This is a genomic window from Acidobacteriota bacterium (genome assembly GCA_040754075.1).
Taxonomy (GTDB): Bacteria; Acidobacteriota; Blastocatellia; order UBA7656; family UBA7656; genus JBFMDH01.
Window position 1 is genome coordinate 13655 of the sequence record JBFMDH010000003.1, and the last position, 25222, is coordinate 38876.

Genomic DNA, 25222 nt, shown 5'->3' on the forward strand with positions numbered 1-25222 from the left:
TTTATGAACATCACCGACGCTCTACAAAATACTACACAGGTATTTCTTGATACGGCACCCGTCATTTACTACGTCGAAAAAAATCCATCTTATATTGATCTGGTCAAAACTGTTTTTGACCAGATAGATTCAGGATTGCTCACCGCTGTAACTTCCCCTGTGACCTTGGCGGAATGTTTAGTTGAACCCTATCGTTCAGGGGCGATTCAATTACAAGTGGATTTCTCAGACCTCATTGTTTATGGGAACAATACGATTTTCACACCGATTGATCAGGAAAGCGCAAGGCGGGCTGCCGAATTGCGGGCGCGTTACAATTTAACGCTCACAGATGCCCTGCAAGTTTCGATTGCCTTGATTACGGGTTGCCAAGCATTGCTGACCAATGACAACACACTCAAACGGGTCTCTGAAATCAACATTCTATTATTAAACGAATTGTCGCTGTAACATGGCGCGAGGTTATGACAAATCCTCTCAAGCTAAAAAATTGTCTTTCACTTTTATTGAACAGGAAACATTATGCCGGATATACGACCCTCGCAATCATCCTGGGAAGTGGTTGATACGCTCAAGCGCGTGTGGGATGTGCGCGTCAACTATGTGCCGATTCGCATTGCTATCGGGCGTTCGCTGCTTTCAGGTGATACGCCTAATCCATCGGCAGCAAACACCGACGGGCGGGCAATTGATATGCAACAAATCCTCAGCGCCGGGGAGTCAGATTATGCGCCGCTGTTTCGCGCCCTCATCACCCAACGCCACAAACAGGTTTTAAGCGATGACGAGTTTTTACAACTCCTGAAAGCTCACATTGACCACGGCTTCGATTTGATTCGTGAAGACAGTAAAACTTTCAAAAACTCGGATGACTGGGTTGATTATCTGATTGAACTCACGCAGACCGGACTCGACCAACGTAAACAGGAAGCCTTGCCTCAGCCTGAAATCGTCGCTTCGTTTTCAGGATTGCTGACGCTAACGCTTGGCGAAGACGCCAAGACCGGCGAACCTGTCACTGTCGAATTCAATCGCCGCACCAATAATTACCTGGCGGTCGCGGGTAAACCCGGAAGCGGCAAAACCCAATTCGTTAAAGACCTGCTTGTGCAATTGCGGCGACAATCCGATTACCAAGTCAACTTTATCTTTTTCGACTACTCAAAAGGCGATGTTGCCGACGATGACAAATTCATTAAGGCGACGCGCGCTGAGGTTATCAAATTGCCTGATGCGAGTCTGCCTATCAACCCATTCAGCCGCGTCAATGTCGGCAGCGAAATGGCAATCAAAATGGCGGCTCAAGAGTTTTCCGACACCGTGCGCGACATCGAACGAAATATGGGCGCAGTGCAAGGGCAATTCCTTTATGACGCCATCCTCACGGCTTTTGACGTAGCGCGTGGCGAAACCCTGCCTTACCCGGATTTTCACGAAGTGAGAAAAGAAGTTGATTACGCTTATTTCAACAACAACCGCAAACCCGACACCCTGAGCGAAGTGATACGGCAAATCACCGATTTTCAAATCTTCGGGAAGGCAAAAAATAAAGAGTTGTGGAAAACCCTGACCGATAAAACCGTCGTGGTGGATTTGCATGGACTGACGGTTTTACGCGAACTAACGGTGTGTCTGGTGCTGGACGCGATTCATCGGGAACTGATGGCGATGCCTGATTCAGAAGTCATCAACGGCGCACGAGCAATGCGGACAATCATCGTCATTGACGAAGCCCACCATTATTTGAAGGACAAAAAACGCAATCGCATTTTGCAAAGATTGATTCGTGAAATTCGCAGCAAAGGGGCATCGGTTTTTCTGCTGTCGCAATCGCCCGACGATTACGACCAGAATGAATTCAATTTTGCCGAGATGTTGGAATTTATTTTCGTTCTGCAATCCAGCGCCAACGCCAGTAAATTTTTGCAAAGCGCGCTTGGCATCACGGCGCAACGCGCAAAGCCATTGCTTGCCGAAGTCGCCAATTTAAAATCGGGCGATGCCATTACCAAATCATTTGATGAAACCAAACGCGAAGGGTTCAGCCACTTAAAATTGCGGCAATTCTGGCGCGACTTCAAGAAATAACCACAAGGCTTGCTTATTGCTTGTCACCTTAAACGGGCTGTGATAAGTTCTGGCTTCCGAAAAACCTTGTTGGAGAGTGGTTATGAATATTTCAGAAAGAGTTGTGGAGGGCGTCAGCGTCCTTGATTTATCAGGCAAAATCGTGCTCGGCGAAGGCGACATTCAAATTAAAGACCGGATTAAAGATTTGCTTGCCGACGGGCAACGCCGCATTTTACTCAATCTCGGCGATGTCAGCTACATCGATTCGGCAGGGCTGGGCGCGTTGATTAGCTGTTATGCGACGACCAAACGCGAAGGCGGCAGTTTGAAACTCATGAACCTGACGAAACGGGTGCAGGATTTATTGACGATTACCAAACTCATCACCGTTTTCGATTGTTACGACAGCGAAAGAGAAGCGATTGACTCTTACGGTAAATAAAAATTGCCATAACGGGTTTAGACATTTCGACAGCTTATCGGGCGCGGCTTTGACCTCCGCGCCTGTTTGCGTTTATTCGCTATGAGTCCGGTTACTCACCTGCTACTCGGTTGGCTGGTCGCCAATACCACTGAACAAAACAATCGCCGCGAACGCACTCTCATTGCTATTGCAGGGGTCATTCCAGACATCGACGGACTCGGTATTATTGCAGATGTCATCACCCGCCAGACCGCAAGCCCTACCAACTGGTTTTCCGATTATCATCACATCTTTGGTCACAATCTTGGATTTGCCATCTTCGTTAGCCTGAGCGGGTTTTTACTTGCGCGACGCAAATGGCTCGTCGCATCACTGATGGTTGTGAGCTTTCATATGCATTTGCTTGGCGACCTTGCAGGGTCGCGCAGTCCCGACGGGTATCAATGGGCGATTCCATATTTATTGCCGTTTTCCAATGCCTGGCAACTCACCTGGCAGGGGCAATGGCAATTAAATGCCTGGCAAAATTTCGTCATCACCGGCGTGGCGCTGGCGCTCACGTTTACCTTTGCCATCAAGCGCGGCTATTCACCGGTTGAAATTTTTTCGCCTCGCGCTGATAAACTTTTCATCGCCACCTTGCGAAAACGTTTTCAAAAATCGCAAGGATAAAATTTTATGGTTGTTGCGCCAGGGCTTTAACGCGCTCGATGCTTTGTTTAATCGTCGGGTCGTTGGTCACGGAATAGGCTTTCTCGTAAATTCGCAAAGCCTGTTGATACTGTTTATCGCTTTCGTAGATGTAGGCGAGTTCAGACATTGCCGCCACCGAATCGGGAATTAATTGAATAGTGATTTCCAGCGCTTCCATCGCTTTGCGCGTCTTGCCGCTACGCGAAAGGGCGATGCCATAATAGAGCCATGCCTGCCCGTTATCGGTGTTTTCTTTCGCGAGTTTTTCGAGCGGGACAATCGCTTTCTCGAAATTTTTTGCGCCAAGATAGGCGCGCCCTAAAATGTTGGCGGTCTTTAGGTCATCACGCGCCGCCTGCAATTGTTCTGCGACGCTTGCCGCTTCATTCCACAAGGCATTTGCGGCACTCACGTTTGCGCCGAGCTTACGGGCTTTTCGCATTAAACTTTCGGCAAGCAATTCAAGCGCGTTGGCGTCTTCCGCATTCGCCTTTATCGCTTCACGAAAAGCCGGAATGGCGCGGTCATCATCCTCTCTCTTGAAATACATCAAGCCAAGCAAGTAGGCATTGGTTCCCGCGTCTTTGGCATTTTCATTTTTAGTTGCCGCAAGCAAAGGCAAGGCTTCGTCGTAACGTTCAAGATAATAATAAGCGCGACCGAGAGCCGCGCGCGCGCTCGGGTCAACCTCGCGTTTGGCTTTGGTATTTAAATCAATGTAGCGTTTGAGCGGCTCAAGGGCTTTATCGTATTCGGCGAGCAGATAATGCGATAGCCCTATGGTGTAGAATGCACCGGCAATATCCGGGCTTTGCGGCGATTGCACTTCGAGGAGTTCGATGGCGCGCGCAAGCGGCATGCCGACTCGTTTGTAACGTTTTAAATTGAATTCGCAAAGCCCGATGTAGTACCAGGCGCCGGCAAGGTCTGGGCGCTCTAAAACGAGGTCTTGAAATTCACTGAGCGCGGCGCGATAGTCGCCTTTTTTATAGTAGGCGACGCCTCTGTCCCAATCGGCTGCAAGCGTGGAATTGACCAGGAGTAGCGTCAGTAAAATGACCGCTGAAAAACTTTTCACGAAGGATTGCATCAGGCAAAGATTATGGCACGATGCGAATGTCGCGGCAAAGACCATTGTTCGTCATTTTCGTCGCTTAGTTGCTCAAATATTTTTTGAACCAGTTTGACACTCGTTGGTCTCTTTCAATTCGATTATTCGATAAGATGTGATTATCGCCCGCATAGATCATTAACTCATACGGCTTACCCAGTTTCTGTAATTGTTCAGCCATCAAAAGCGATTGCAGCGGACTCACCAGAGAATCCGCGCCGCCGTGCATGATTAAAACCGGAGTGTCGATTTTATCCGCCCAACGAATTGCCGAACGTTGATAAAAAATTTCCGGTTTCTTCTGCTCGAAATCCGGCCAGATTTGTTTTGCGACGGCGCTCGAATTAGGCGAGGCGGTGAGAAAGGCTTCCATATCGGTGAATGCGCCAAAGACCGCTGCCGCCTTTAGCGGAAAGCGATTGCGAAGGGCTTGATAGGTCATCATGCCGCCGCGCGATTCACCATACATAAATAGGTTCTCCGTATCGACAAAGTTGAGTTGCTTTGCCAGTTGAGCCGTATTCATCAAATCATTCATATCCGCGCCGCCCATTTCATCCTTGCCTTCGCCGCCATCACTTTGCCGGTAAAGCGGGGCGATGATGGCGAACCCTTCGCGTGCCAGCCGATGAAAAGAGACGATCAATTCGGCAGCAATATCCCGGCGAATGAAACTGCCGCGATTAAAAATGATGGTTGGCAATTTTTGCTCGGTTAGCTTTTGTGGTCGGTAGACATAGGCGGTGATTTTCAAGCGATCGCTTAGGTATTTGATTTTTTGAAACTCAAATCGCCGGTCGCGAACCGCCGTTTCATATTCACTTTTGGTGCAATATCTTGCAACATCGGAGGTTTTTTCCGCTTCCTCATAAGTCGGGAAGGTGTAATTCACACGTTCGATGATTTCTCCATCCGCTGAACGTGGTTGACGGCTCGAACTGTTTGAGAATGTCGTAGCGTCAAAAAAAATAAGTGCGATGAGGCAGAAAAATAAAAATCGCTGGTGGTGCATCTTTCCCTCACATAGCCTTTCCGGTTACTTGCTGGATGCTCAATTAAAACCGTTTATAAAATGAGGTTTTTCGATTTTGAAAAACTTGAATCAAGATATTCGGCGGGGTTAAAACCGGCATGCAGTATAAAAGATAATCCCTCGGTCGCTCAAACGAACAGGCAGATTTCTCATTCAGCTATTGCAGTGCTGTCGATTCCTTCTTGTGCAAAACTGATAACTACAAAGCGATTGATTGAAGATAAAAGAGCTGAAATTCAGCTAATGGCTGCCAAATTCATCTGCTCAAGAGTACGCTTTAACCGGTCAATCTCTATTTCCAATTGCTCAAATAATTCTGCTGCTTGTTCGCTTTCACCTCTGGCACCGATTTCTTCCAAACGTCGCGCCGCTTCATAAGCGCGTGGGGCGTAAAGCTCGGCAAGCGAACCTTTCAATTTATGCGTCTTTTCAGCGATTTTTTTACTATCGGCGGCTATTACACCGACGCGGATTTCCTGCAAAACAGGCTCATACCCTTGCAGAAATATATCAATGATTTCTCCGAGAAAATCTTCATCGCCCGCCAAGTTATCGAGCAGCGCTTCGAGATTGAATATCTGGTCGCAAGCAATCACTTCGGTTGGCTGAGAAACGCTTCCATTAACGGCAGCAGGTATGGGGCGTTCGGAATGGGAAATTACTTCATTCATGGTCTTCTCCAATCCACTGAATACAACGGCGTGCTTGACACACTAATGCCCGGTTCACTCACCGGTTTTAAATTTTGTGCGGAAGGAGAAGTTGACAGTAATTTTTCTGAGCAAGGAAGAAGTTTGTAAAACACCTCTAATCTAATTAATCAACTCTTCGGGGTCAATACTTTTACCTGACTCATTTGGTTTGTGTAGGAAGCTCATTGACAGTCCTGCCGGTTAATGAAAAACCAACGGCTACAAACCGCTTCCCGCTGCTGTTACTGCGATACCCAGCCTTCGATTTTTCTCACCACAGGCAACATCTGCGGTGGGTCATAATTGGTCATTATAATCACCGTATAACCGCTTTCAGGAAACATGCTGAGACTTGAAGCAATGCCCGGTGCGCCGCCGTTATGTCCGAAGGCGCGTTTGCCATTGACCCGCATATCGCCAAATCCATAAGCGTATCTGGCATCGCCCCCGCCCATTGCAACTTTTCCGGTTGTAAACAGCTCTGTCAGTTTCGCGCTCAACAGTTTATTGGCGGTGAGCGCACTGGCGAATTTCAACAAATCTTCCGGCGTTGAATAACCACCGCCCGCAGGTCCCCCGCGATTTGGACGCGAATCGCTATTCGCTTTGCGCATGGTCAGGCGTTCGCCTTCGTTGTCGCTCATAAGCGTGTAGCCCATCGCCATATTCGGGGTATTGGCGGTCATTGCAAAACAATCGCTACCTGTCATCCCAGCAGGTTTATAAATATGCTCACGCACATAATCGAAATAATTTTGTCCCGATACTTTTTCGATAATTGCGCCTAACACGATAAAGCCCGAATTGCTGTACGCGAAACGCGCGCCGGGTTCAAACCGCAACGGTTCATCGGCAAAGAGCGCCAGATAATCCGCTACGGTTTTAATCTGCGCGCGCCGCTCATCGAATTTTTTATTCCAGTAAGAGCCAAGCCCCGATGTATGGGTGAGCAAATGATGAATCGTCACTTTGTCGCGCACATCAGGGTTGGGATAATCGGGCAGATATTTTCCGACCTTATCATCAAGCGCGAGTTTTCCGGCTTCAACGAGTTGTCCAATGGATACAGCGGTAAACATTTTATTCATCGAACCGAGATTGAATTTGGTATCCACGCGATTGGGCGTACTGGTAGATTTCACCGCCATTCCGTAAGCTTTTTTGAAAATCGCTTTGCCGTCTTTGGCAATCAACGCGACGCCGGAAAATTTATCGGCGGCAGCCTGCGCATCGAGAAACTTTTCAATCTCTGCGAGCATTTCGGACTGAGTCAATTTTTTTGCAGGGGTCGCGGGACGATCAGGTTTACCCGTCGCCGTTTCGTTGCCGTCGCTCTCAGTTGCCGGTTGCACCTGAATCATATCAACGGCGTGCGGCGGCGTTGGTTGCACCTGTAGGGTGAGGTTGAGTAGTCGTCGGTCTTTTTGGGTTTGAATCTGTGCAGTGATTTCCAAATCCGAAGAACTCACGACGCGATGAACTTTCACGCCACCGCTCTGGTTATAAAAATCCATATCTTTTTCGGCGATTTCTATACCATCGCCGCGTTCGCGATGAAACTGTTCCATAGTTTTCAAATCGCCCGAATTGAGGGCTTTTACAAACGCCGCAAAAGTTTTTCCCGCAGGTGTATCGGGCAACTTCACTTCATCGTTTGAGGCATTCGATTGAGCCGTTGCGCCGACGTTTGCCGGAGTTGAAGCCGGGCGGGCGCGAATATCCATAATCTGATGCGGCGGGTTGGGCGCAACTTCAATGGCAAAAGTTATCCAGTTGTTATCCTTCTTTTTCTGCGCCAGCACTTCGATACCGGTCGCTGAAGAACTGACTACTTTTGCGATTTTCAAGCCGCCATTTGCGGCAAAAAAGCCCATGTCTTCCTGCGCGTTGTCCGGGTTGCCGCCATTTGCCTGATGAAATTTTTTCAACTCATCGAGGCTTCCGGTATTGAAAGCTTTTAAGAATGCGGCAAGCGTTTTTCCGGCAGGGGTGTCCGGCAATTTCACTTCATCACTTTGTGCGTTGACTTGATTGACTGGTGAAGATGTCGCAGTTTGCGGCGCATCAAGTTCGCGTTGCAATGAAGCCGCGAGTCCGTTGAGTTGCTGTTTTCTCTGGTTATCATTGGTTTTTGCCGCGATATTTTTGAGCGCCGCGACCTGCGCGACCTTCAACGCCTGCTCGGCTGGCACTTCAACATCGGGTTTAACGCCAGTGCCTTCCCAGTTGGTTTTGGTGATGGGATTGATGGCGCGGCCTGCGGGAACGCCGATGCCGAAATGTTCATTGATGCGACGAAAATCTACAGGGTGCGCGCCGCCGCCAGTGGTTTCACCGACGATGGTGGCGCGTTTCAGATTTTTCAAATTGTAGGTGAACTCTTCGGCTGCCGAAAAGGTGCGGCGACTGGTCAACACATAAACCTCGCGCTTTTCGCCATAGCGTTTGCCGCCGAGTTGTTCACGTGTCCAATGTTCAGTGGTTTTATCGGTTGGTCGCCAGTAAATATCATTGAGGTGAGTGCGTTTATCGAATAAATAGCTGCAAATCAAGGCGACCATTTGCGGCTGCCCGCCGCCGTTTTGCCGCACATCGAAAATCAATGCCTCGGTGTTGGCTAAAAAATTCATCGCCGCAGCTAAGGTTTCCGCGCCCCACTCGGCTTCAACAAACCCGCGAAAGTCGATGTAGCCGATGTTGCCTTCCAATCGTTCGACCTTTTGAAATCCGAAATTGTTAAAGGCGACCTGGGCGCGCTCCTGTTCAATGTCTGCTTTGCTCGGCTCTTTCAAATCGCGAAACGCTACTGGGCGAAAGACGACTCTCAGGTGTTTATCGTGACTGACTTCCTGCAAATGATTGGTCAGCGTCACTGCCAGCGCCGCAGGGTTGGTGATGGCATCGTATTCTTTGCGCTGCATACGTTCACGAATCGCCGCTTCCATTTTTTTTGCGACTTCGGGAAAAACATAGGCGGCGTTTAACTGCTTCAATGCGCCTTCGATAACCTGCACTCGCGCGGCGGCGTCAAGTTGCGGCGCAGTCTGCTGCGCAATCGTGTTTGTGACTAAAGCATTGAATAAAACCGCCGCGATAGTCATTGCACTGATATTGATTCGCAGAATATTTAAAAGTTGTTTCAGGGGTTTCATTATTGATTTACCTCTCAAATGGCTGATGCGCCTTCGCGAAATTCATTAGAAGGCGCGCGAGTCAAAAAATGATTGGCTGGGGGAAACTAATGTTTAATCAACTTAGCATACTTACTGAGCCGGTTGCGCCTGAATGCTCATAATACCGTGTGGCGCATTGCTGTCGACTTCGATGGCGAAATTCAACCGCCGTGCATCGCTTTTTGCTTCGACCAAAACTTCCAATGCATAGTCCGAAGATTTGTTGACTTTGATAACTTTCAACCCTCCGGTCTGTTTATACGCGCCCCAATCCTGTTCGGCATTATCGGGATTGCCTTTGCGTTCCTGATGAAATTTGCGCATCACATTGATGTCACCGGAATTGAATGCCTGCAAAAATGCCGCGAAGGTTTTACCCGCAGGCGTATCCGGCAACTTCACCTCATCGGTGGCTGGCGCAGCTGTTTTCGCATCACCTGATGAGGCTTGCGCGAAATCGGTGTTAATGAACATCACCGCGAAAATCGCCATAAGTAGCAAGGTTGAAATTATCTTCATAAAAAATGGACTCCTCAAAGGTTGAATATTAAAAACTGAATCGGATGCCGCTTTCGATTCTGCGTCCGGGCAGAGCGGCTGTTGCCTGCCCGTAAAAAGGCGATGTCTGAACGCCTGTAAAATTGATGCGATTGGGGTGATTGAAAATGTTGTAAGCCTGAACGTAGAGTTCACCGCGCCAGCGTTTGTTGATGCCGCCGGTGCCACCCATACCGCCAAGGATGTCGCTATCATTTGAGCGAATGATTTTTACCTGGGGACCGCCTGCGGCTTCTTTCGGTTTGCCGAATCCGAATCCCCAACCAAGGCGCATGCCCATATCGAAACGCGCCGCGCCACGGGCGCTGTTGCGACCGACGCTCGCAGGACGGTCGTTGCTTACGCTGTCGCCGTTATTATCAAAGCCTGTGGTGATGTTGTAAGGCGCAGCGGAACTTGCCTGCAAAATCGTGCCGATGCGAATCGCGCCGGGAAATTGATAATTGAACATCGCGAACAGATGATGCCTTGTATCATAAGCCGCCGGTCCGCGTTCGGCGCGCAAATCCGCATTGTTTGCCGGGAGGCTGAACGGGCTATCGGTTTCGTTTATCGCTTTCATATAAAAATAACCGAAAGTGGCAAACAAATATCTTTGCGGCGGGCGCGTGAAATTCATGTTGACGTTGACGCCAAATTGTTGCCGCGAAGCGTACGCCGTTGATTCGACCTGCGTGATGTTGCCAAATTGCGCGTCGGGGCGAACGCCATTCACGGGCGCATTGAGATTATGTCCGCGCAAAGTGTGAACGCCGCGTTGATAGGAATAATTGGCGTTGAGGTTGATGGTTGGCGCAAGCTGTCTTTGTAAGCCAACCGAAAACTGCTCAAGGTAAGGCAGATTCATTTCCGGGTCAGCAACAATTTTACTTGCCGGTAAAATGATTTGCGCGCCGCCGGTCAACGGATTTGGGAAGCCCGGATTTTGCACAATCAAATCGCGTTGCCGTGTACCATCGACGCGCAGAATCTGTTCGGTGATTTCCGAACCGACCCAGCCGTAAAAAATTCCCGCCCCGGCGCGAAACGTGGTCTTGCCGTCTTTGAATGGCGACCACGCGATACCGAGGCGCGGCGCGAAATTGTTTTTATCCCGGACGTTGTTCTGCCATTCGTAGCGCAAGCCCAGACTGAGTGACAGGCTTTTATGCAATTTAAAATCGTCCTGTAAATAAGCGCCAAACTGATGCTGCGAAAATTCCACACGCGGGTCGCCCGAACGCTTGGAAAAGGTCGTCGGTCGCCCGGCGCGAAAATCATCAAGGCTTGCAAAGATGAATGTGCCATTGGCATTGACGCGCTCATTGCTCTGATAATTGCCGAATTCATAGAGCACGCCGGTGCGCATGGTGTGTTTGCCGATGACGAAATCGATGTTGTCGGCGACTTCCCACTCGAAGACCTCGCGCGTCCCGGAAATCTGCGCGCCGCCGCTACCAAAGGCATTCAACACCTGAATGGTCGGCGCTTGTGAAGCCGACGATTTATCAATCGCTTGCCAGCGCGCCTGAAAGAGAATTTCATTGACCAGTTTTTTACCAACCGCGCCGGTGTCTGCAAATCTGAACAGATGTTCGACGGTGTCATTGGTGTAGGCGCGTTCCGGCAAATCGAAATCGCCGACGCCGAGGTTATCAAGTCGTGAAGCGTTGCGCTGATATTCGGTTCTCAAAGTATGGGTTTTATTGAGCGCGTGTTCGATTCTTGCGGAAAAATTCAAAGTCTTTGACGGGCGACGCGCGACATCGTTGAACGCGCCGTCGGGTAAAGCGGCAACAATGGTTTTCGATTCATAAGCGTTATTGCCATCGGCATTCAAAAACAGCGACGTGCGATTTTTCCAGAGCGGTCCGTCGAGTGAAAACCCGAAGCGGCGAAATTGTTCGGGGGCGCGAAACGGCGCAAAGGCGTTGCGCGCATTTAACGACTCATCGCGAAATCCGAAATTCATAGAGCCGTGCCAGTTGTTGACGCCGGGTTTGGTAAGGATGTCAACGGTGATGAAATCTGCTTCATGATTGTCCGCCGAATAAGGATTCATGCGAAAGCGGATTTCGCGGATTTGCGATTTGGGCGGTAATTTCCCGCCGCGAAAGCCGTTGACTTTAAAACTCGCGCCCGGTCCTGCCATATTGCGTATAGCCTGCTCGAATTCTTCGGGGTCGTCCGGCAGTTGCGAAATTTGCTCTGCGGTTAAAACATTGGTGAAAGCGTTTTTGCCATTATCGAGACCTTTTTCCTGGGCGCTCTGGGCGATGGTGACATTTTCTTTTACACCTTCGATTTCCATTTGCACTTCAATTTTATTGTTACCTGATTTCAAAGATTTATCTTTGATTTCCCGGGTGATGAAACCGGCGACCGACACGCGCAATTGAAAGCCAGCGGTGGCAAGGCGCAGGAAAGTGGCTTCGCCGCGCTCGTTGGTTTGCGCGGTGTGCTCTTTGCCATCGCTGGTTTGCAATTGCAATGTCGCGGCGACAATCGCTGCGCCTGTCGGGTCAACCACGGTGATACGCAAGCTGGCATCGTTTTTTGATTGCGCGGGCGCATTCAAAATGGCAATGGCGAATATGAGAAGCAGACTGATGATTTGCGCAAAGCGTTTTGTTTTTAGCATCGAAATACCTCTGAGCAGATAGCGAACGATGAATGATGAATTTAAGATAAAATCCAGCCGATTTTTGCTTCATCACTCATCGTTCAAACTCAAATCTCTGGACACCGGACACCGGACTCATGACTTGGGTTACTTTTTGAATTTTTCAGCTTTCAGTGGCGGATTGATTTTGAACTTGGCGATTTCAGTCTCTTCGCTGACCGCGCCATTGGTGGCGCGGGTAATTTTGTGCGGCAACCAGATGCCATCAACCGCGCGATAATCGGTGTAGAAAATCTGTATCTCGATTTCGTTGGGTTTTTCCGGGGTGGCTTTAGCGGCGTCGGCTTGTTTTTCAATCTCTTTGGCTCGTTTATGCGCTTCTTCCTGACTGCCGGCTTGGAAGGATTCGGTTCGCACCATGATTTTTGGAGCGAAACCGCGATAACTGAGCATCAACGGTTGATGGGTTTTCTGGTCTAGAAACAGTCGCGCTGCAAAGCCATCCGCGCCGCGGGCTTCGATGACATCGGCTTTGCCTTCGGGGGCTTCGGCTTCGCCCGCGTAGGTGAATTCGATTTGGTAAGCATCGGGAACCGTAAGCAACCAGGCTAAAAGATTTCGCGCATAATCATTTTTCATGACGCGCAGTCGCTGCGCTTTAGCTTTTTCATCATCACTACCAGGGCGACGCATGACGACCACGCCGCTACCCGAAGAACTCTGGTCTTCCAGCAGTTCGTTGCCATTAAATCCGCCGATGCGGGTGATGTGTGCTGCGCCGCCCATCATCGTCAGGTTTTCGGTGAGTTTGAATTTATCCGGGAACAAAAATTCCATTTCAAACTCGCCTTCCATTTCCGGGGCATTGGGCGCGAGAATGCGCCGGAATTTCCCGGTGCAGGAAAGGCTTTGGACGGCTTTCAATTTGGCTTCCCCGCCGAGCGCCTGCCGCGCCTGGGTGAGCAATTCCTGAGCGCGCGCTTTATCGCCGTCACTGGCGAGCAAAATCGGATTGGACGCGCCGGTAATCGCAAAAATAACAATAAGAATCAATTCAATCATCTTGTGCATAACTCCATTTCTCCTTCAACTGGTTTGGTCAGAACGCGCTGCCGCGACATCCCTATTAACGCACAAAATCGAAAAGAAGTGGTTAAGGATAGGCAAAGAGATTGTTAAGGATGTAAAAAGATGACCGCCTTCACTCAGCTAAGGCAAATGGGTTGATTGAAGGTGAAGCGTAGAACAAACGCCGTGAAGCATTCAGCCCGATCAGGTATGGTCTGGCTTTTTCTTTCTCACTTTGCCGACCGGTTAGCTTAGGCTGATGCTGACGCTACTTTCTGCAAACAGGTCCCTGAATTTTCGCATTCGCGTTCTGCTCCAGAGTCAGGGCATTTTTTTATCATTTTGCATCGCTTTTATTCCGCTTTGCGTCAGTGGCTATAGGCTTAAATTTCCGTGCCTGCCCCACTTATTTGAGTGGGGCTTTTTTTATTGCAAAATCTTTTGGTTCAAACTCTCAATAACGTTGACCTATTACCTCCAAGACCGGCGGTCTAAATGATGACTTAAACCAGATTTGATTGTTCAATTATTCAGTGCCATTTTGCATCGTCAGTTTCAGGTTTCCCGTCTACTAATCGCGTAAACCGATTTTGAAAGGAGCAGGCATTATGGCGAACTTTACGAAATCTGTTATCAGCGTTCCGGTGTTTGGAAAAACCACGATCACCATGCTTGGCGGCGGCCCGCCTCCGGCGAATCTGGCGCTTGATATTAGACCGGATAATCCCGGTTTGGTTTCTGCAACCCGGACAGCCACCCGATTGGGGCCCGAATATGATTGGGAGATTACCGGTAAATTTCCCGGAAAGACCCTGCTGCAAGCCCTCATTCCCGGAACCGCGAGTACCTATTCCGCTCCCCTTGAAGTAGTGGTAACCGGGCGCATCACGATTAAATTTTCAGCCAATGGCGAAGGAACCATGACCTGTGTGGGCTTAGGAAATTTCAAGGTGTTAGGTCAACCGGGAAGACAATACCCCAAAGATATAACCGTTGATCCGAATGCCGACCCCACCGTCAAAAAGACGCTTCATCATAGTAAAGAATTTAATGTCGATATGCCCTTTGCAATACGAATCTGGGGACAGATGGGAATTTTTATTCACGAATTTCCTGATAACCTGAGCGAAAATGGCGGGCCCTCTGCCGGGTGTATTCACGTTGGCAAACCCAATTCAAAGCGCGTCTTCGACTATATCGTTACCCGAACGCGCATTACCATCGAATACCCTTGGTGAATCGTAGAAGGAATGAACGGTTGTGAGACTATCCGTTGCTTGAGATAGCCAAACATCTGCCTATGTTGGCAGCACAATCGCCGGACTCAAGGAAAGCGCCGAGGGAAAAGTTCAGCCCTTGATGAAAACAAATCTGTCTTTGAGCAGCAAAACGGCAAAGGGCTGATTCCCGATAAATGAGGTTGAAAAGTTGCAATATGGGCAGCAAGCCGGGCGGCGCAATTTACGACTCAAACGCTAAAACCGAACCTCCTCCAATGGTAAATAATATTGAGGAACCGGGTAGTGATTAGGGTTCTCAATGATTATCCGTATTGCCCGGTTTTCTCTACCTCGGTCTATCTTGACGCCGCCAGTGTCGCAATGGAGTTGCAGGCGCAGGCTTCGACGCCGTAGTTAAACCCATTTCTGAAAGCCGCTGTGCGTTTTTGCGAAGTGCCGTGGGCGTTTTTTGCATAGATGCTGATGGCGGTGTGGTCACCGGCTTCGATGAGTGAACTGATGGCTTTCGGAATATCATTTGTCTCAAGACGTGGCGTGCGACTTTCGCTTCGGGCAAAGGCTCCGGCAAAACAATCGGCTTTCAACTCTTTTTCAATGTCGTAACGATTCGCAGAGATGCGCCCTTGTCTTTCAAGCAGGGTTTGCACCGCGTGTCCCCATTCGTGGGCGAGAATCGTCACTACCGCAAAATCGCCATGCTTTGCCATCTGAGCGTAAAAGAAATTGTAGTCATAATAAATCGCATGGGCTGACGGAATGTACAGGGCGTTGCGCAACGGTTGGCTGGCGCGATAGACCGTGGGCGCAGTGTAACGCAAACCGTTGGCGGCGAAAACCTCGCGCCAGTAAGCGTTGATGTAAAAGCCGGCGGTTCTCACCAGTTCATCAACTTCCCAGTTGGTCGGCGCAGCCATTTCGGTTGTGAAATTGAAATCGGCAGACGAAAAAGCGTAAACCGCAACCGGCTCAATCGGTCTGGTTGAAAATGGCGCACCGGTTGACGCAAGACTGAACAGGGCGAATAAACCAACCAACGCATAAAGCACAACATTTCGTTTCACTCGTTTAATCATTCGTTTCTCCTTTAAGCGATTTTTCTGTCAATTGGGAGCGGCGCAAAACGCCTGTCGATATTCCCTCAGAATAAAATTGTGTGAGTCGTTTAACCGACCAGCATGCGAAAGAAACCTTTCAGTAGATTAATCGCGCCGGTAATAAACAAACCGATGGTGACAATATAAATGCCGCCGTTTTTTGCCGCTGAATAAGAAGCCGCGGTAATCACCACGCCTAAAACCAACAGCGCAAGACCTGCGAAAAAGGCTTTGGCTCCGGCTTTGCGAAAAGCCGCTTTCTTGGCGCGTTGCGCTTCGCCGACGATTTGCCCGGCATCTTCCTGTGAAAACCCTTTGCCAATGAGTTCGACAATAACTTCGTGTTGTCGTTTGCCGTTGATGAGCGCCGACAGCGCTTCAATGTAGGATTGTTCAAAAATCTGGTGTAAGTTGTTGGTCATCTTCTTCTCCTTGAGTTTTCGTTTTCACCAGGCAAGGTCGCTGAAAACCGCGCGATATTGCCTGGTTGAAAAAATTTTTTACTGAGCGTAAAAAATCAGCCGCGCCTTTTGCATCAACTCAAAGGACGCGGCTGACGCGCAGCGCGGGTTAAAAAAGTTCAGGCGCGAATTTCAAAGGAATTTAAAAAGCGCGAGGCTTCGGATGGCACATTAGCGTTTTTAGGCATGACAAACATCACCTGATAGAGTCTGCGCCCGACAATCACCACTTGAGATACACCGATGAAATCATTACCTTCGATGCGCACGACGCGCCCGCTATAACCGCTGATGGAAACATTTTCCTGACGCATAATGCGTCCGCGCATGCCATCTGCCTGACCTTGACAGGCGCGATTCAACGCCTCGCCATCCAGCGCATAAGGGTAATCATTGTAGGCGACAAAATAAGCATATCTGCCGTCGGGGCTTTCAACGGAATAGACGTGTTGGGTGACCCAATGACCGGATACAGTTTTTATTGGTCTGGTGGTGTATTGCGGATTGGCGGGCATCATTACCGAAAATCCACCAAGGTTCGATGACACCGGAACCATGCTGCCGGATTGTCTGGCATATGCCGATTGCCCGGCATAGGCTGACAGCGCGCAACCGGTTATCAACATCGGCAACATCGCAACGAACAACATAAAAAACGGTTTAATCAGGTAGCTTCTCTCAAACATTTTTTTCCTCTCCTTTTCTCAATCGGTTTTCTAAATTTTCAATAGAGCCTTCAGGCTCACTTGCTGAGTTATTGACGGGCGGCGCAACATGGCAGCCGATATTTGCCGCCGCTGAATTTAAAATCGCAGCGAGCCGATGTATAAAAGCGTGCCGATACTTGCCATCAATAAACCTGCCTTGATACATCCGGCGGCAATTGCCAGAAAGATAATGCTGATTTTTTCGTTCATCGTTTCTTCCCTCCGCTCGTGGACGGCGCGAAAAATCCGGGGATATTCCTGAACTCAAAAATTTTTTCAGCAATCAAAAAGGGGTGTGGATGAAGCGCCGGTCATCCCGTATAATCTGCCTGATTTTATTGGGTATTCCGGTTAATCTGGATAGAACGAGCGCGTTTAATCGCGACTCTGAGCGGGTAGCGGAGGCTTCACCTTGGCTGAACAACGAAAATCCGTCGAAGCGCTTCTTGAAGATGCAAAAGAAACCATCGAAGGCATCATCAGAAAAAAATTCCGCGTTTCGCTTTCGCCATCGGATGGTCGTTATGAAAATCAAAATGCCCTGGAACTCTGCCAGGAAGTTTATACTCTGCTGTTTGAACGGTTGGTCGAACAGGAGCACAATCCCACCGCCGAACCGATTCGCAGCATTCGCGATTATGCAGCGGTTCTCACCTATCATCGTTGCGCCGAGTTGCGGCGCGCGCAGAATAAACAGTGGCACAGTTTAAAAAATAAAGTTCGTTATTTTCTCGGCAAACGCCCTGAATATGCGGTGTGGAGTAATGACACCGGCGAATGGTTGTGCGGTTTCGTCTCGCAAAAAAATCGTCCGCCGAGTCGCGAACTCGCTGTAAAACTTGAAGCCTTGAATCAGCATACGCCAACCATTTTGCCTGCCCATTTAATCAGCAAAGATTTGCGCAATCTCAAAGACGCCGACTGGCAGGAATTAATCGAAACCATTTTCAAACACCTCGACAGCGCCGTTGAAGTCGATGATATCGTCAGCGCCATCGCCGACATTTTCGGTGTGCAGGATGACCTGCCGCTTAGCGAAAGCGCTTTCGATAATGAAGAACCAGGGCGTCCGCCCATTGACCCGAAAGATGAAGGGTTGACGCCCGAAGAGACCCTCAGTCAACGCCAGTTTCTTGAAAAACTCTGGCAGCAGATTGTTGAACTGCGCCCCAATCAACGCATCGCTTATCTGTTGAACTTTCGCGATGCGGATGGCGATATTCAATTATTTACCTGGAACGGAATCGTCAGCCTTGAACAGATTGGCGCGCTGCTTAATTTGACCGACGAACAGTTTGAACGGGCATGGCAGGCGTTGCCGCTGGATGAAGCGACGCGGGCATTGCTTCGCACAACCACAGAGTATCACACGAAATTTGCGGCGCTTTTTGCGCATATTCCGCTCGAAGATTTATTGATTGCCAGGATGCTTGGCGGCGAACGCCAGCAGGTCATCAATTTGCGCAAGTGCGCGCGTGAACGGTTGGCGAAATATCTGCGGTCATTTCAATAATTTTTTACAGGAAAATTTATGAGCAAAAATATTTTTAGCGTTGGTAATATGCGAACCCTTTGGGCGACTTTAATAGCTGGAATAGACGGTTTTGCCGGTCACGGGCAGAGGTGAAAGGTTGGCACAATAATGTTGGAGCACCTTACAAGTGAACAGATCGAGCAGTATCGCGCGCGGCGTTTAAAGCCCGAAGAGTTTTTACAGGCAGACCGGCATCTGTTTTCCTGTGCTGTGTGTCGCGCCCAGTTGCCGCCCGGTGAACTGCAAAGCGCGTTCAGTAAACTGAAGCGCAATCTGCAAACCGCATCCGACCGGGACAGTCACCTTGATTATCAATTGCTCGAAGCTTTCGTCGATAATCGCGCCAATGAATTGGATAGAGAAATTGTCGAAAGCCACATTGAAATGTGCAGCGATTGTGCTGCCGAATTAAAAGAGCTTCAGGCATTTGCCGCCATGTTGAAAAGCTCAGCCGAGGCGGATAAACCTACGGTTGTCGCGCCTTCGCTGTGGCAAAAATTTCTCGCAGGCATTGGGCTATCAACTGCCGGCGCGTCCTTTTCCGTCTGGCGTCTTGCAGCCGTAGCCGCGATGTTGCTCTTAATTGCCGCTGTCTCGACTTTGGTGATTTTTCAACTGCGTAATTTCAAATCGCAACAAATGGCTCAAAGCGACAACCACCAAGCAACACCTGAAAACCTCAACGCCAATCAGAACAAGCCGGCAAATCCGGTCATCGCAACCGAGGGCAATCAAAATCAACAAACGAGTAATAAAAACATCGCGCCGCCCGCGCCGCCCCGACCCACTTCCGTATTCGCCTTTCTGGTGCCGCTGGAAATCGGTAAAGGAGGCGGCGATGAAAGCACATTAAAAATTGCCCCCGATGTCGGTTTTGTGGATTTAAAGGTCGCAATCAAAAACGCCGAAGGAAAAACATTCACCGCGCGATTGAAAAAACAAGGTGGCGGTGCGCGAAACTTCAAAATGATTAAAACTCAAGATGGCTTTGTCGCCCTCAGAATCCGCGCCAATGAATTGAGCGATGGCTTTTATTACCTGACGATTAGGCGCGCGCCCGCCGAAGCCGATGATTCGCCCATCGAAACTGGTTTTACGGTCGTGAAATTAAAAAATTGAAAGTCCAAAAACGACAATAATGACCGGCATTTTTAGGCTATTGAGGCAGGCTGTGCCTGTCTTTTCAATCCACCACCTAACTTCCGGTTGAAACTTTTTACCCATTGCGAGTTCGCTGCTTACATGCCTGTGGCGGGTTCACCGAACCCATTTTCTTTTGCCAGAAAGCTGTGGATTTTCAGTAACAAGCGTTGAAAATCGACAGGCTTGGTATCGTACTCATCACAGCCCGCGGCGAGCGCTTTTTCTCTGTCAGTCGAAAGCGCATGCGCGGTGAGCGCAATAATCGGTATGTGCCTGGTGGTAGCATCGGATTTCAGTCGTCGTGTGGCTTCCCAGCCGTCGATTTCGGGAAGACTCAAATCCATTAAAATCAAATCGGGAAAACCCTTATGCGCTTCGGCGATTCCCTGTAATCCGTCACTGGCAACCGTCACTTCGTAACCTTTGCGCATCAGCCTTCGCGATAGCATATCACTGTTCATTTCATTGTCATCAACCAGAAGAATTTTAGACATAAGCTTCCCTTTGAGAATTCGTTTGCGTGACCTGAACGTTAAGCGAATTTCGCACCTCGCTGATCATCTCTTCACGGTTGTACTTGCCTTTGGTTAAAACCTTTGAGACTTGTCCTTGAGCGTAAGAAAATTCTTTGACATCGACATCTTTGGCGGTAATCGCGATGATCGGTATGGATTGCCAAAGAGGATTGCGGCGCAATTCGATGACGAATTCAAAGCCATCCATTTCAGGCATCATTAAATCGAGCAAAATCACTTGCGGCGGACTGACCGCCACCTCCTGCAAGGCGACGCGACCATTTTCCGCCTGTCTGATTTGCCAGCCCTCTTTTTCCAGGGTGCGATAAATCAGCTCGCGGGTGGGCGCATCATCTTCAACAATCAGCACCTCGCCGCCGGGATTAGCGGTTTTGTATTGATTCAAGGTTTGAATCAACCGCAGGCGTTCAATCGGTTTCACCAGATAAGCCGAAGCGCCGAGCGCATACCCTAAATTTTCATCTTCAAGAAAGGTCAGTAAAATTACCGGAATGTGCGATACCGCAGGGTTGGCTTTCAAAGCCGCAAGCACTGCCCAACCATCCATACTCGGCATCAGGACATCCAGAGTAATGGCTACCAGATTGACCTCGCTGGCAAGTTTCAAGCCGGTTTCGCCATCAGCCGCACAAATGACATGAAAACCTTCTCTGGTTAAATAATGGCGCATCAATTGGTGAACCGAAGGGTCGTCATCTATCACCAGAACCGTATTGGCGGCGCGTTCAGGTTGTGAACCGGACGGTATGCGCTGAGTCGGAAAATTCGCTTCGTCGGTTTTGCGGTGCGTCAAATCACTTGCAATTTCAGCAGGCATGAACACGGTAAATGCGGAACCTTTGCCAGGTTCGCTTTGCACCGTGATCGTGCCGCCGAGTTGCTGACAGAAGTGTTTGGTAATCGCCAGACCGAGTCCTGAGCCACCGTATTTGCGTGTCGTTGACGAATCGGCTTGCGAAAATTCTTTGAACAATTTCTGCACTTGTTCGGGCGACATGCCGATGCCTGTGTCGCTCACGCAAAAACGAATCCAATCCTTATCGTTTATCATCTGGCGCGAGACCTGCAAATTGACTACGCCGTTTTGCGTGAATTTGCAGGCATTGCCTAGCAAATTAAACAACACCTGCCGCACTTTGGTTAAATCGGATTTCATGAAACCCAGTTGCTGGTCACAAAACACCTTTAGTTGATTGGCGTTTTTGTCAACCAGCGGGTGCGACGTGGTGATGACGCTTTCAACCAAACTTTGCAGGTCAAAATTTTCAATATGCAATTCCATTTTGCCCGCTTCGATTTTTGACAGATCAAGAATGTCATTGATGAGACTGAGCAGATGTTTCCCGGCGAGATTGATTTTTTGCAGGTCGGGCACAAAATCTTCATAACCGGAATCGGTGGCTTCTTCCTCGAGCATTTCGCTATAACCGATGATGGCATTTAAAGGCGTGCGCAATTCGTGGCTCATATTGGTTAAAAACTCACTCTTGGCGCGGCTCGCTTCTTCGGCTTTATCTCTGGCGGCAATCAACGCTGCATTGGTAGTGCGCAAATCGGCGGTGCGTTGCGCGACTTCCTCTTCGAGATGGTCGCCATGTTTTTTTAATGCTTCATCGCGCTTTTCGATTTGTGCGAGCATTTCATTGAAGGTATTAATCAGCAGACCGATTTCGTCACGTCCGTATTGGACGGCGCGAATAGAATAGTTCTTTTCTTCCGACACCGTATTGGCGACGTGCGCCAGGTCAAGCAGCGGTTGAGTGATAATTTTCTGTAGTTGCGAGGAAATTAAAATAGCGATGAGCAAAGCCCCTAACACCACCCCGCCAACAATCACCGCATACCGATGCCAACGCGCGTGGATTTGCTCAAGGTCGGATTCAATAAACAGCGTTCCAATGGTTTCACCGTCGAGCACTATTTCACGATATAAAATCAACCGCTCATCGGTGAATTCCGTCAGGTTCCGGTGAAGCGGCGGCGGGGTGATTTTCAATCCATTGGGATTACGAACGTAGCTTGCGAAAAGCGAATCGTCTTCAGCAAGAATAGTTGCTGAAACAATACCGGGTTCGGCTTTCAAAGCCGCAAGCACCTCTTCGGCAGTCTCTCGATCTTGAAAAGCAATGGCTGCCGTGCAGTTGGTCTTGATAATTTCTGCCTGCGCCGACAAGCGGTTTGCCATCTCGCGTTTGAAGGAGAGCAGGTCATAGGCGAGAAACGCTATGCAAGCGACCAACAGCGCGACGCTACTGGTAATCATAATGATTAAATTGAGCTTTCGTTTGATCGATAAATTTCTAAATGTGAACATGCAAACTCCCAACCGGGGACCCCTCACCTGACCACTTTGGCAAGCGACAACAGTTTTGAACTGATGCGTAAACGCGAACGCTCGGCTAAATCCGTGTTAATTACCATGCCAACTTTATTGGCTTCTCTGGTTAATTGAATGACGCCGCCAAATTGTATAAAGCTTTCCATATCGCCGACCGTGAGGACACTTGCGCCACGCACCGCGCCGTTGATTTGCGCCATCCGACCACTTTCCGAACTCGCTATAAACAGGATGTGGCAACTCTTCAAGCCAGCGCCAACCGATAATCTTTTGACCACCAGAGGTCTGCCATTTGCCGATTTCCCACTGAGCAGTCGGTCAATGGCAGAGCCAAACGGGTCATTGCCGACAATGCCGACAACCAGCGGCGCGCCCGCATCCGTGAAACTTTCTGCCGGCCAGTCAACGAATTTGGCGAAGTTGTAAAGAAAGGCGGCTTTGATTTCATACTCACCGGCGCTTTGCGCGAATTGATTGGCAGGCATCCACAGCAGAAGTGATAGGCAAAGTATAATGCGGCAAACCGAACGCCGGGTCTTCACCAACCGCGAATGTCGCGGATTGCCCTGAGCAAATTTTTTGTTCGTTGGTTTAAGCATCACCCTTCGCTAACCCGCTGCAACCTACTGTCCACTCGATTTTCAATTCGTCTCCAACCTATTGATGCTTATTTTTTCTTGCCAAATCCGTAACTGAGTTTGACGCGAAACCGGCGACCATCCTGGGTGATGGTATTTTGCCTAAGTTCTTCGCCGACCGGATCGCTGTATTTCTGGTCAAACAAATTGTAGAGGCTGAATGATAATTCCCAACCGTGCCCAAGCCTTTGTTTAAGCAGCGTCAGGTTGGTCATCCAATATCCATCAGCCGGGATGCCGAGAGCGGTTTTTCTTTCACCGGTAAAACGAACATCCAGACTGGAATATAAAGTTTCTTTCCAAAGCGGCAGGCTGAGATTGAAATAAGCCTGTTGGCGCGGCGAATTGACCAGGTCATCGCCCAACCGCTCATCCTCGGTTTTTTGATAAACGAAACTGGCTTTGCTTTCCAGACGCTTCATTTTCGCTTCAATTTCAAGTTCGATGCCGCGCGCTTTGATGTGGTCGGCATTTCTGAAAACAATCAGATTGTCCAAAGGATCGATCTGCTGAGAGATAAGGCTATGGATATGATAAAAATAGCCGGATGCCGACAGACGAACATGGTTGCCGAGATATTGTTCAAAAACCGCTTCGGTGGTTTTAATAGTTTCCGGTTTAAGGTTGAGCGCAGGTTTTTGAATTGCGCTATCGCCATAAAACAGTTCAAAGACATTGGGCGCGCGAAACGCCTGACCATAGAGCATTTTGAACCAGGTTTTCTTAAACGGATTAACTATCAAAGCGAGTCGCGGATTGACGGTCGAACCGAAGGTGCTGTAACGGTCAAAACGCAGACCGACATTGAGCAGCAGTTTTTTGGAGATGGCAAATTCATCCTGCGCATAAAGCGCGTGAATATGTGAAGCGCGTCGACCGGCAAGATAAATTTCTCCCGTATCTTCGGCAAAATTATCCTGATCTTGTTGGAAATTGTGGCGAAATTCTGTGCCGAAGGTGAGTTTGTGTTTTTGCGCCAGGTTTTTGGCAAGCGTGAATTCGCTTCCCCATTGCCTGCCGGTGGCTGCGTCTTTGGCGATGTAAGTTGTCGGCGCTTCATCCGCTGAGCGTTGGTAAACTAAATCGCCGCTGTAGATATATTGGTCATAGTAAGCGCGTCCCGTGAGATGAAAGCCGGACGACAGATTGCGCTCATAGCGCAAGTCTGCATAGCCGAAACTATCGCGTGTGTTGTTGCGCCGGTCATTGAAACGGGTTTCAAATGCGGCGGTCGGAATGCCTTTTTCTCTTGCCGAATAAACCCCTGCAACGGTGAAATTGCCGAACGACAAATTGCCGAAAAAATTATGAAACCGGTCATAGTCCGCGTCTTCGGCAATGCCATTGTTGGTTTCGGGCATGTCAAATTCTTTGTAGTAAAGACGACGATTGCCTTTGCTGTCATAAAAGGTGCCGGAAAGTAGCAATCCCAAGCCGTTGGCAAATTGGTCGCCATAACTGATGCGCCCTCTGTAGGTCTGCAAACTTCCGGCATCCGTTGAAACTTCCAATCCGTGAAACGCTTCGCCTTTTTTGGTGATGATGTTAATCACCCCGAAAAAGGCATTGGTTCCGTAAAGCGAAGAACTCGGACCCCGGATGATTTCGATTTGTTCAATGAGGTCGATGTCCACCGGGAAAGCGGTTTCATAATAGACACTGTCATAAATATTTTCATTGACGCGATGACCGTTAATCATCAATAGCAATCGGCTGTTGTAATCCTCCGGGCGACTGAATCCGCGTACCCCCACATAAGCATAATTTCGGTCATAGCTCACATAAAAGCCTTTGACGCTGGCTAATACGTCGGTCAGGGTGCGATACCCGAAACGGCGAATTTCTTCAGCCGTAATGACGGTTATCGATGCCGGCGCATCAGTCACTTTCTGGGCGAATTTTGATGCCCCGGTGACAATTTCAACCTCCATCAACTCTTCGATATCGAGTCCGGTCAAATCGGCTTTCTGCTTTTCATTCTGCGCCAAAGCGTTGGGCAAGCTGCCAGCCTGCGCCAGTGCAAGAGACAGTATCGCAATTCGTAAATGGATAAGCGTTCGCTTATAACACCACTTTGACAAGACAGTTCTGCAAAGAGCAAATATT

Annotated in this window: 21 protein-coding genes; 7 read left to right on the plus strand and 14 right to left on the minus strand. The window is 49.2% G+C overall.

Annotated features, from left to right (window positions below):
• The first annotated feature begins 3 nt into the window (after window positions 1–3).
• The 4 genes from AB1757_03965 (at window position 4) to AB1757_03980 (ending at window position 3166) form a co-directional block, all read left to right on the plus strand.
• Window positions 4–450, plus strand: a complete 447-nt coding sequence (locus tag AB1757_03965; protein ID MEW6126196.1) for a PIN domain-containing protein — start codon at window positions 4–6, stop codon at window positions 448–450.
• A 72-nt stretch (window positions 451–522) separates the two neighbouring features.
• Complete coding sequence (locus AB1757_03970; GenBank protein ID MEW6126197.1) at window positions 523–2088, plus strand: DndE family protein; 1566 nt, start codon at window positions 523–525, stop codon at window positions 2086–2088.
• 82 nt (window positions 2089–2170) lie between these two features.
• Complete coding sequence (locus tag AB1757_03975) at window positions 2171–2512, plus strand: STAS domain-containing protein (GenBank protein MEW6126198.1); 342 nt, start codon at window positions 2171–2173, stop codon at window positions 2510–2512.
• An 81-nt stretch (window positions 2513–2593) separates the two neighbouring features.
• Window positions 2594–3166 carry a metal-dependent hydrolase gene (locus AB1757_03980; protein MEW6126199.1) on the plus strand — a complete coding sequence of 191 codons (573 nt, stop codon included), beginning with the start codon at window positions 2594–2596 and terminating at the stop codon, window positions 3164–3166.
• Window positions 3167–3170: 4 nt separating this feature from the next.
• Here AB1757_03980 and AB1757_03985 read toward each other — a convergent pair whose 3' ends face one another.
• From AB1757_03985 to AB1757_04015, 7 genes are all read right to left on the minus strand, one after another.
• Window positions 3171–4265: a tetratricopeptide repeat protein gene (locus AB1757_03985; protein MEW6126200.1), complete on the minus strand. Its 1095-nt coding sequence runs from the start codon at window positions 4263–4265 to the stop codon at window positions 3171–3173.
• Between the two features lie 76 nt (window positions 4266–4341).
• The gene (locus AB1757_03990) at window positions 4342–5190 is read right to left on the minus strand and encodes a prolyl oligopeptidase family serine peptidase (GenBank protein MEW6126201.1); all 849 of its coding nucleotides are present in this window, start codon (window positions 5188–5190) and stop codon (window positions 4342–4344) included.
• 377 nt (window positions 5191–5567) lie between these two features.
• On the minus strand, window positions 5568–6002 hold the full coding sequence (locus tag AB1757_03995; protein MEW6126202.1) for an Hpt domain-containing protein: 435 nt from the start codon (window positions 6000–6002) through the stop codon (window positions 5568–5570).
• A gap of 263 nt (window positions 6003–6265) precedes the next feature.
• Window positions 6266–9175, minus strand: coding sequence for a serine hydrolase (locus tag AB1757_04000; GenBank protein MEW6126203.1), 2910 nt, complete (start codon window positions 9173–9175; stop codon window positions 6266–6268).
• Window positions 9176–9286: 111 nt separating this feature from the next.
• The gene (locus tag AB1757_04005; protein MEW6126204.1) at window positions 9287–9715 is read right to left on the minus strand and encodes a hypothetical protein; all 429 of its coding nucleotides are present in this window, start codon (window positions 9713–9715) and stop codon (window positions 9287–9289) included.
• Window positions 9716–9743: 28 nt separating this feature from the next.
• Window positions 9744–12374, minus strand: a complete 2631-nt coding sequence (locus tag AB1757_04010; protein ID MEW6126205.1) for a TonB-dependent receptor — start codon at window positions 12372–12374, stop codon at window positions 9744–9746.
• A gap of 129 nt (window positions 12375–12503) precedes the next feature.
• Window positions 12504–13427, minus strand: a complete 924-nt coding sequence (locus tag AB1757_04015; protein ID MEW6126206.1) for a hypothetical protein — start codon at window positions 13425–13427, stop codon at window positions 12504–12506.
• 605 nt (window positions 13428–14032) lie between these two features.
• Here AB1757_04015 and AB1757_04020 point away from each other — a divergent pair.
• Window positions 14033–14662 (plus strand): L,D-transpeptidase, encoded by a 630-nt coding sequence (locus AB1757_04020; GenBank protein MEW6126207.1) that lies wholly within the window; start codon window positions 14033–14035, stop codon window positions 14660–14662.
• A gap of 338 nt (window positions 14663–15000) precedes the next feature.
• On the opposite strand, the gene AB1757_04025 is transcribed toward AB1757_04020, so the two are convergent.
• The 3 genes from AB1757_04025 to AB1757_04035 form a co-directional block, all read right to left on the minus strand.
• Window positions 15001–15738, minus strand: coding sequence for a neutral zinc metallopeptidase (locus AB1757_04025; protein ID MEW6126208.1), 738 nt, complete (start codon window positions 15736–15738; stop codon window positions 15001–15003).
• A gap of 89 nt (window positions 15739–15827) precedes the next feature.
• Window positions 15828–16181, minus strand: a complete 354-nt coding sequence (locus AB1757_04030) for a hypothetical protein (GenBank protein MEW6126209.1) — start codon at window positions 16179–16181, stop codon at window positions 15828–15830.
• Window positions 16182–16339: 158 nt separating this feature from the next.
• Window positions 16340–16906 (minus strand): hypothetical protein, encoded by a 567-nt coding sequence (locus tag AB1757_04035; protein MEW6126210.1) that lies wholly within the window; start codon window positions 16904–16906, stop codon window positions 16340–16342.
• 433 nt (window positions 16907–17339) lie between these two features.
• Between AB1757_04035 and AB1757_04040 the strand changes: the two genes are divergently transcribed.
• Entirely contained in the window at window positions 17340–18440 is a 1101-nt protein-coding gene (locus tag AB1757_04040; GenBank protein MEW6126211.1) for a hypothetical protein, read from the plus strand.
• A 129-nt stretch (window positions 18441–18569) separates the two neighbouring features.
• On the plus strand, window positions 18570–19580 hold the full coding sequence (locus tag AB1757_04045) for a zf-HC2 domain-containing protein (GenBank protein MEW6126212.1): 1011 nt from the start codon (window positions 18570–18572) through the stop codon (window positions 19578–19580).
• A 119-nt stretch (window positions 19581–19699) separates the two neighbouring features.
• Here AB1757_04045 and AB1757_04050 read toward each other — a convergent pair whose 3' ends face one another.
• The 4 genes from AB1757_04050 to AB1757_04065 form a co-directional block, all read right to left on the minus strand.
• Window positions 19700–20098 carry a response regulator gene (locus AB1757_04050; protein ID MEW6126213.1) on the minus strand — a complete coding sequence of 133 codons (399 nt, stop codon included), beginning with the start codon at window positions 20096–20098 and terminating at the stop codon, window positions 19700–19702.
• Window positions 20091–22454 carry a response regulator gene (locus AB1757_04055; protein MEW6126214.1) on the minus strand — a complete coding sequence of 788 codons (2364 nt, stop codon included), beginning with the start codon at window positions 22452–22454 and terminating at the stop codon, window positions 20091–20093. Before AB1757_04055 ends, AB1757_04050 begins: the two co-directional genes overlap by 8 nt.
• A 23-nt stretch (window positions 22455–22477) precedes the next feature.
• Window positions 22478–23077, minus strand: coding sequence for a YfiR family protein (locus AB1757_04060; GenBank protein MEW6126215.1), 600 nt, complete (start codon window positions 23075–23077; stop codon window positions 22478–22480).
• A 68-nt stretch (window positions 23078–23145) separates the two neighbouring features.
• A complete protein-coding gene (locus tag AB1757_04065) occupies window positions 23146–25116 on the minus strand; it encodes a TonB-dependent receptor (protein ID MEW6126216.1) in 1971 nt (656 codons plus the stop codon).
• Window positions 25117–25222 lie beyond the last annotated feature (106 nt).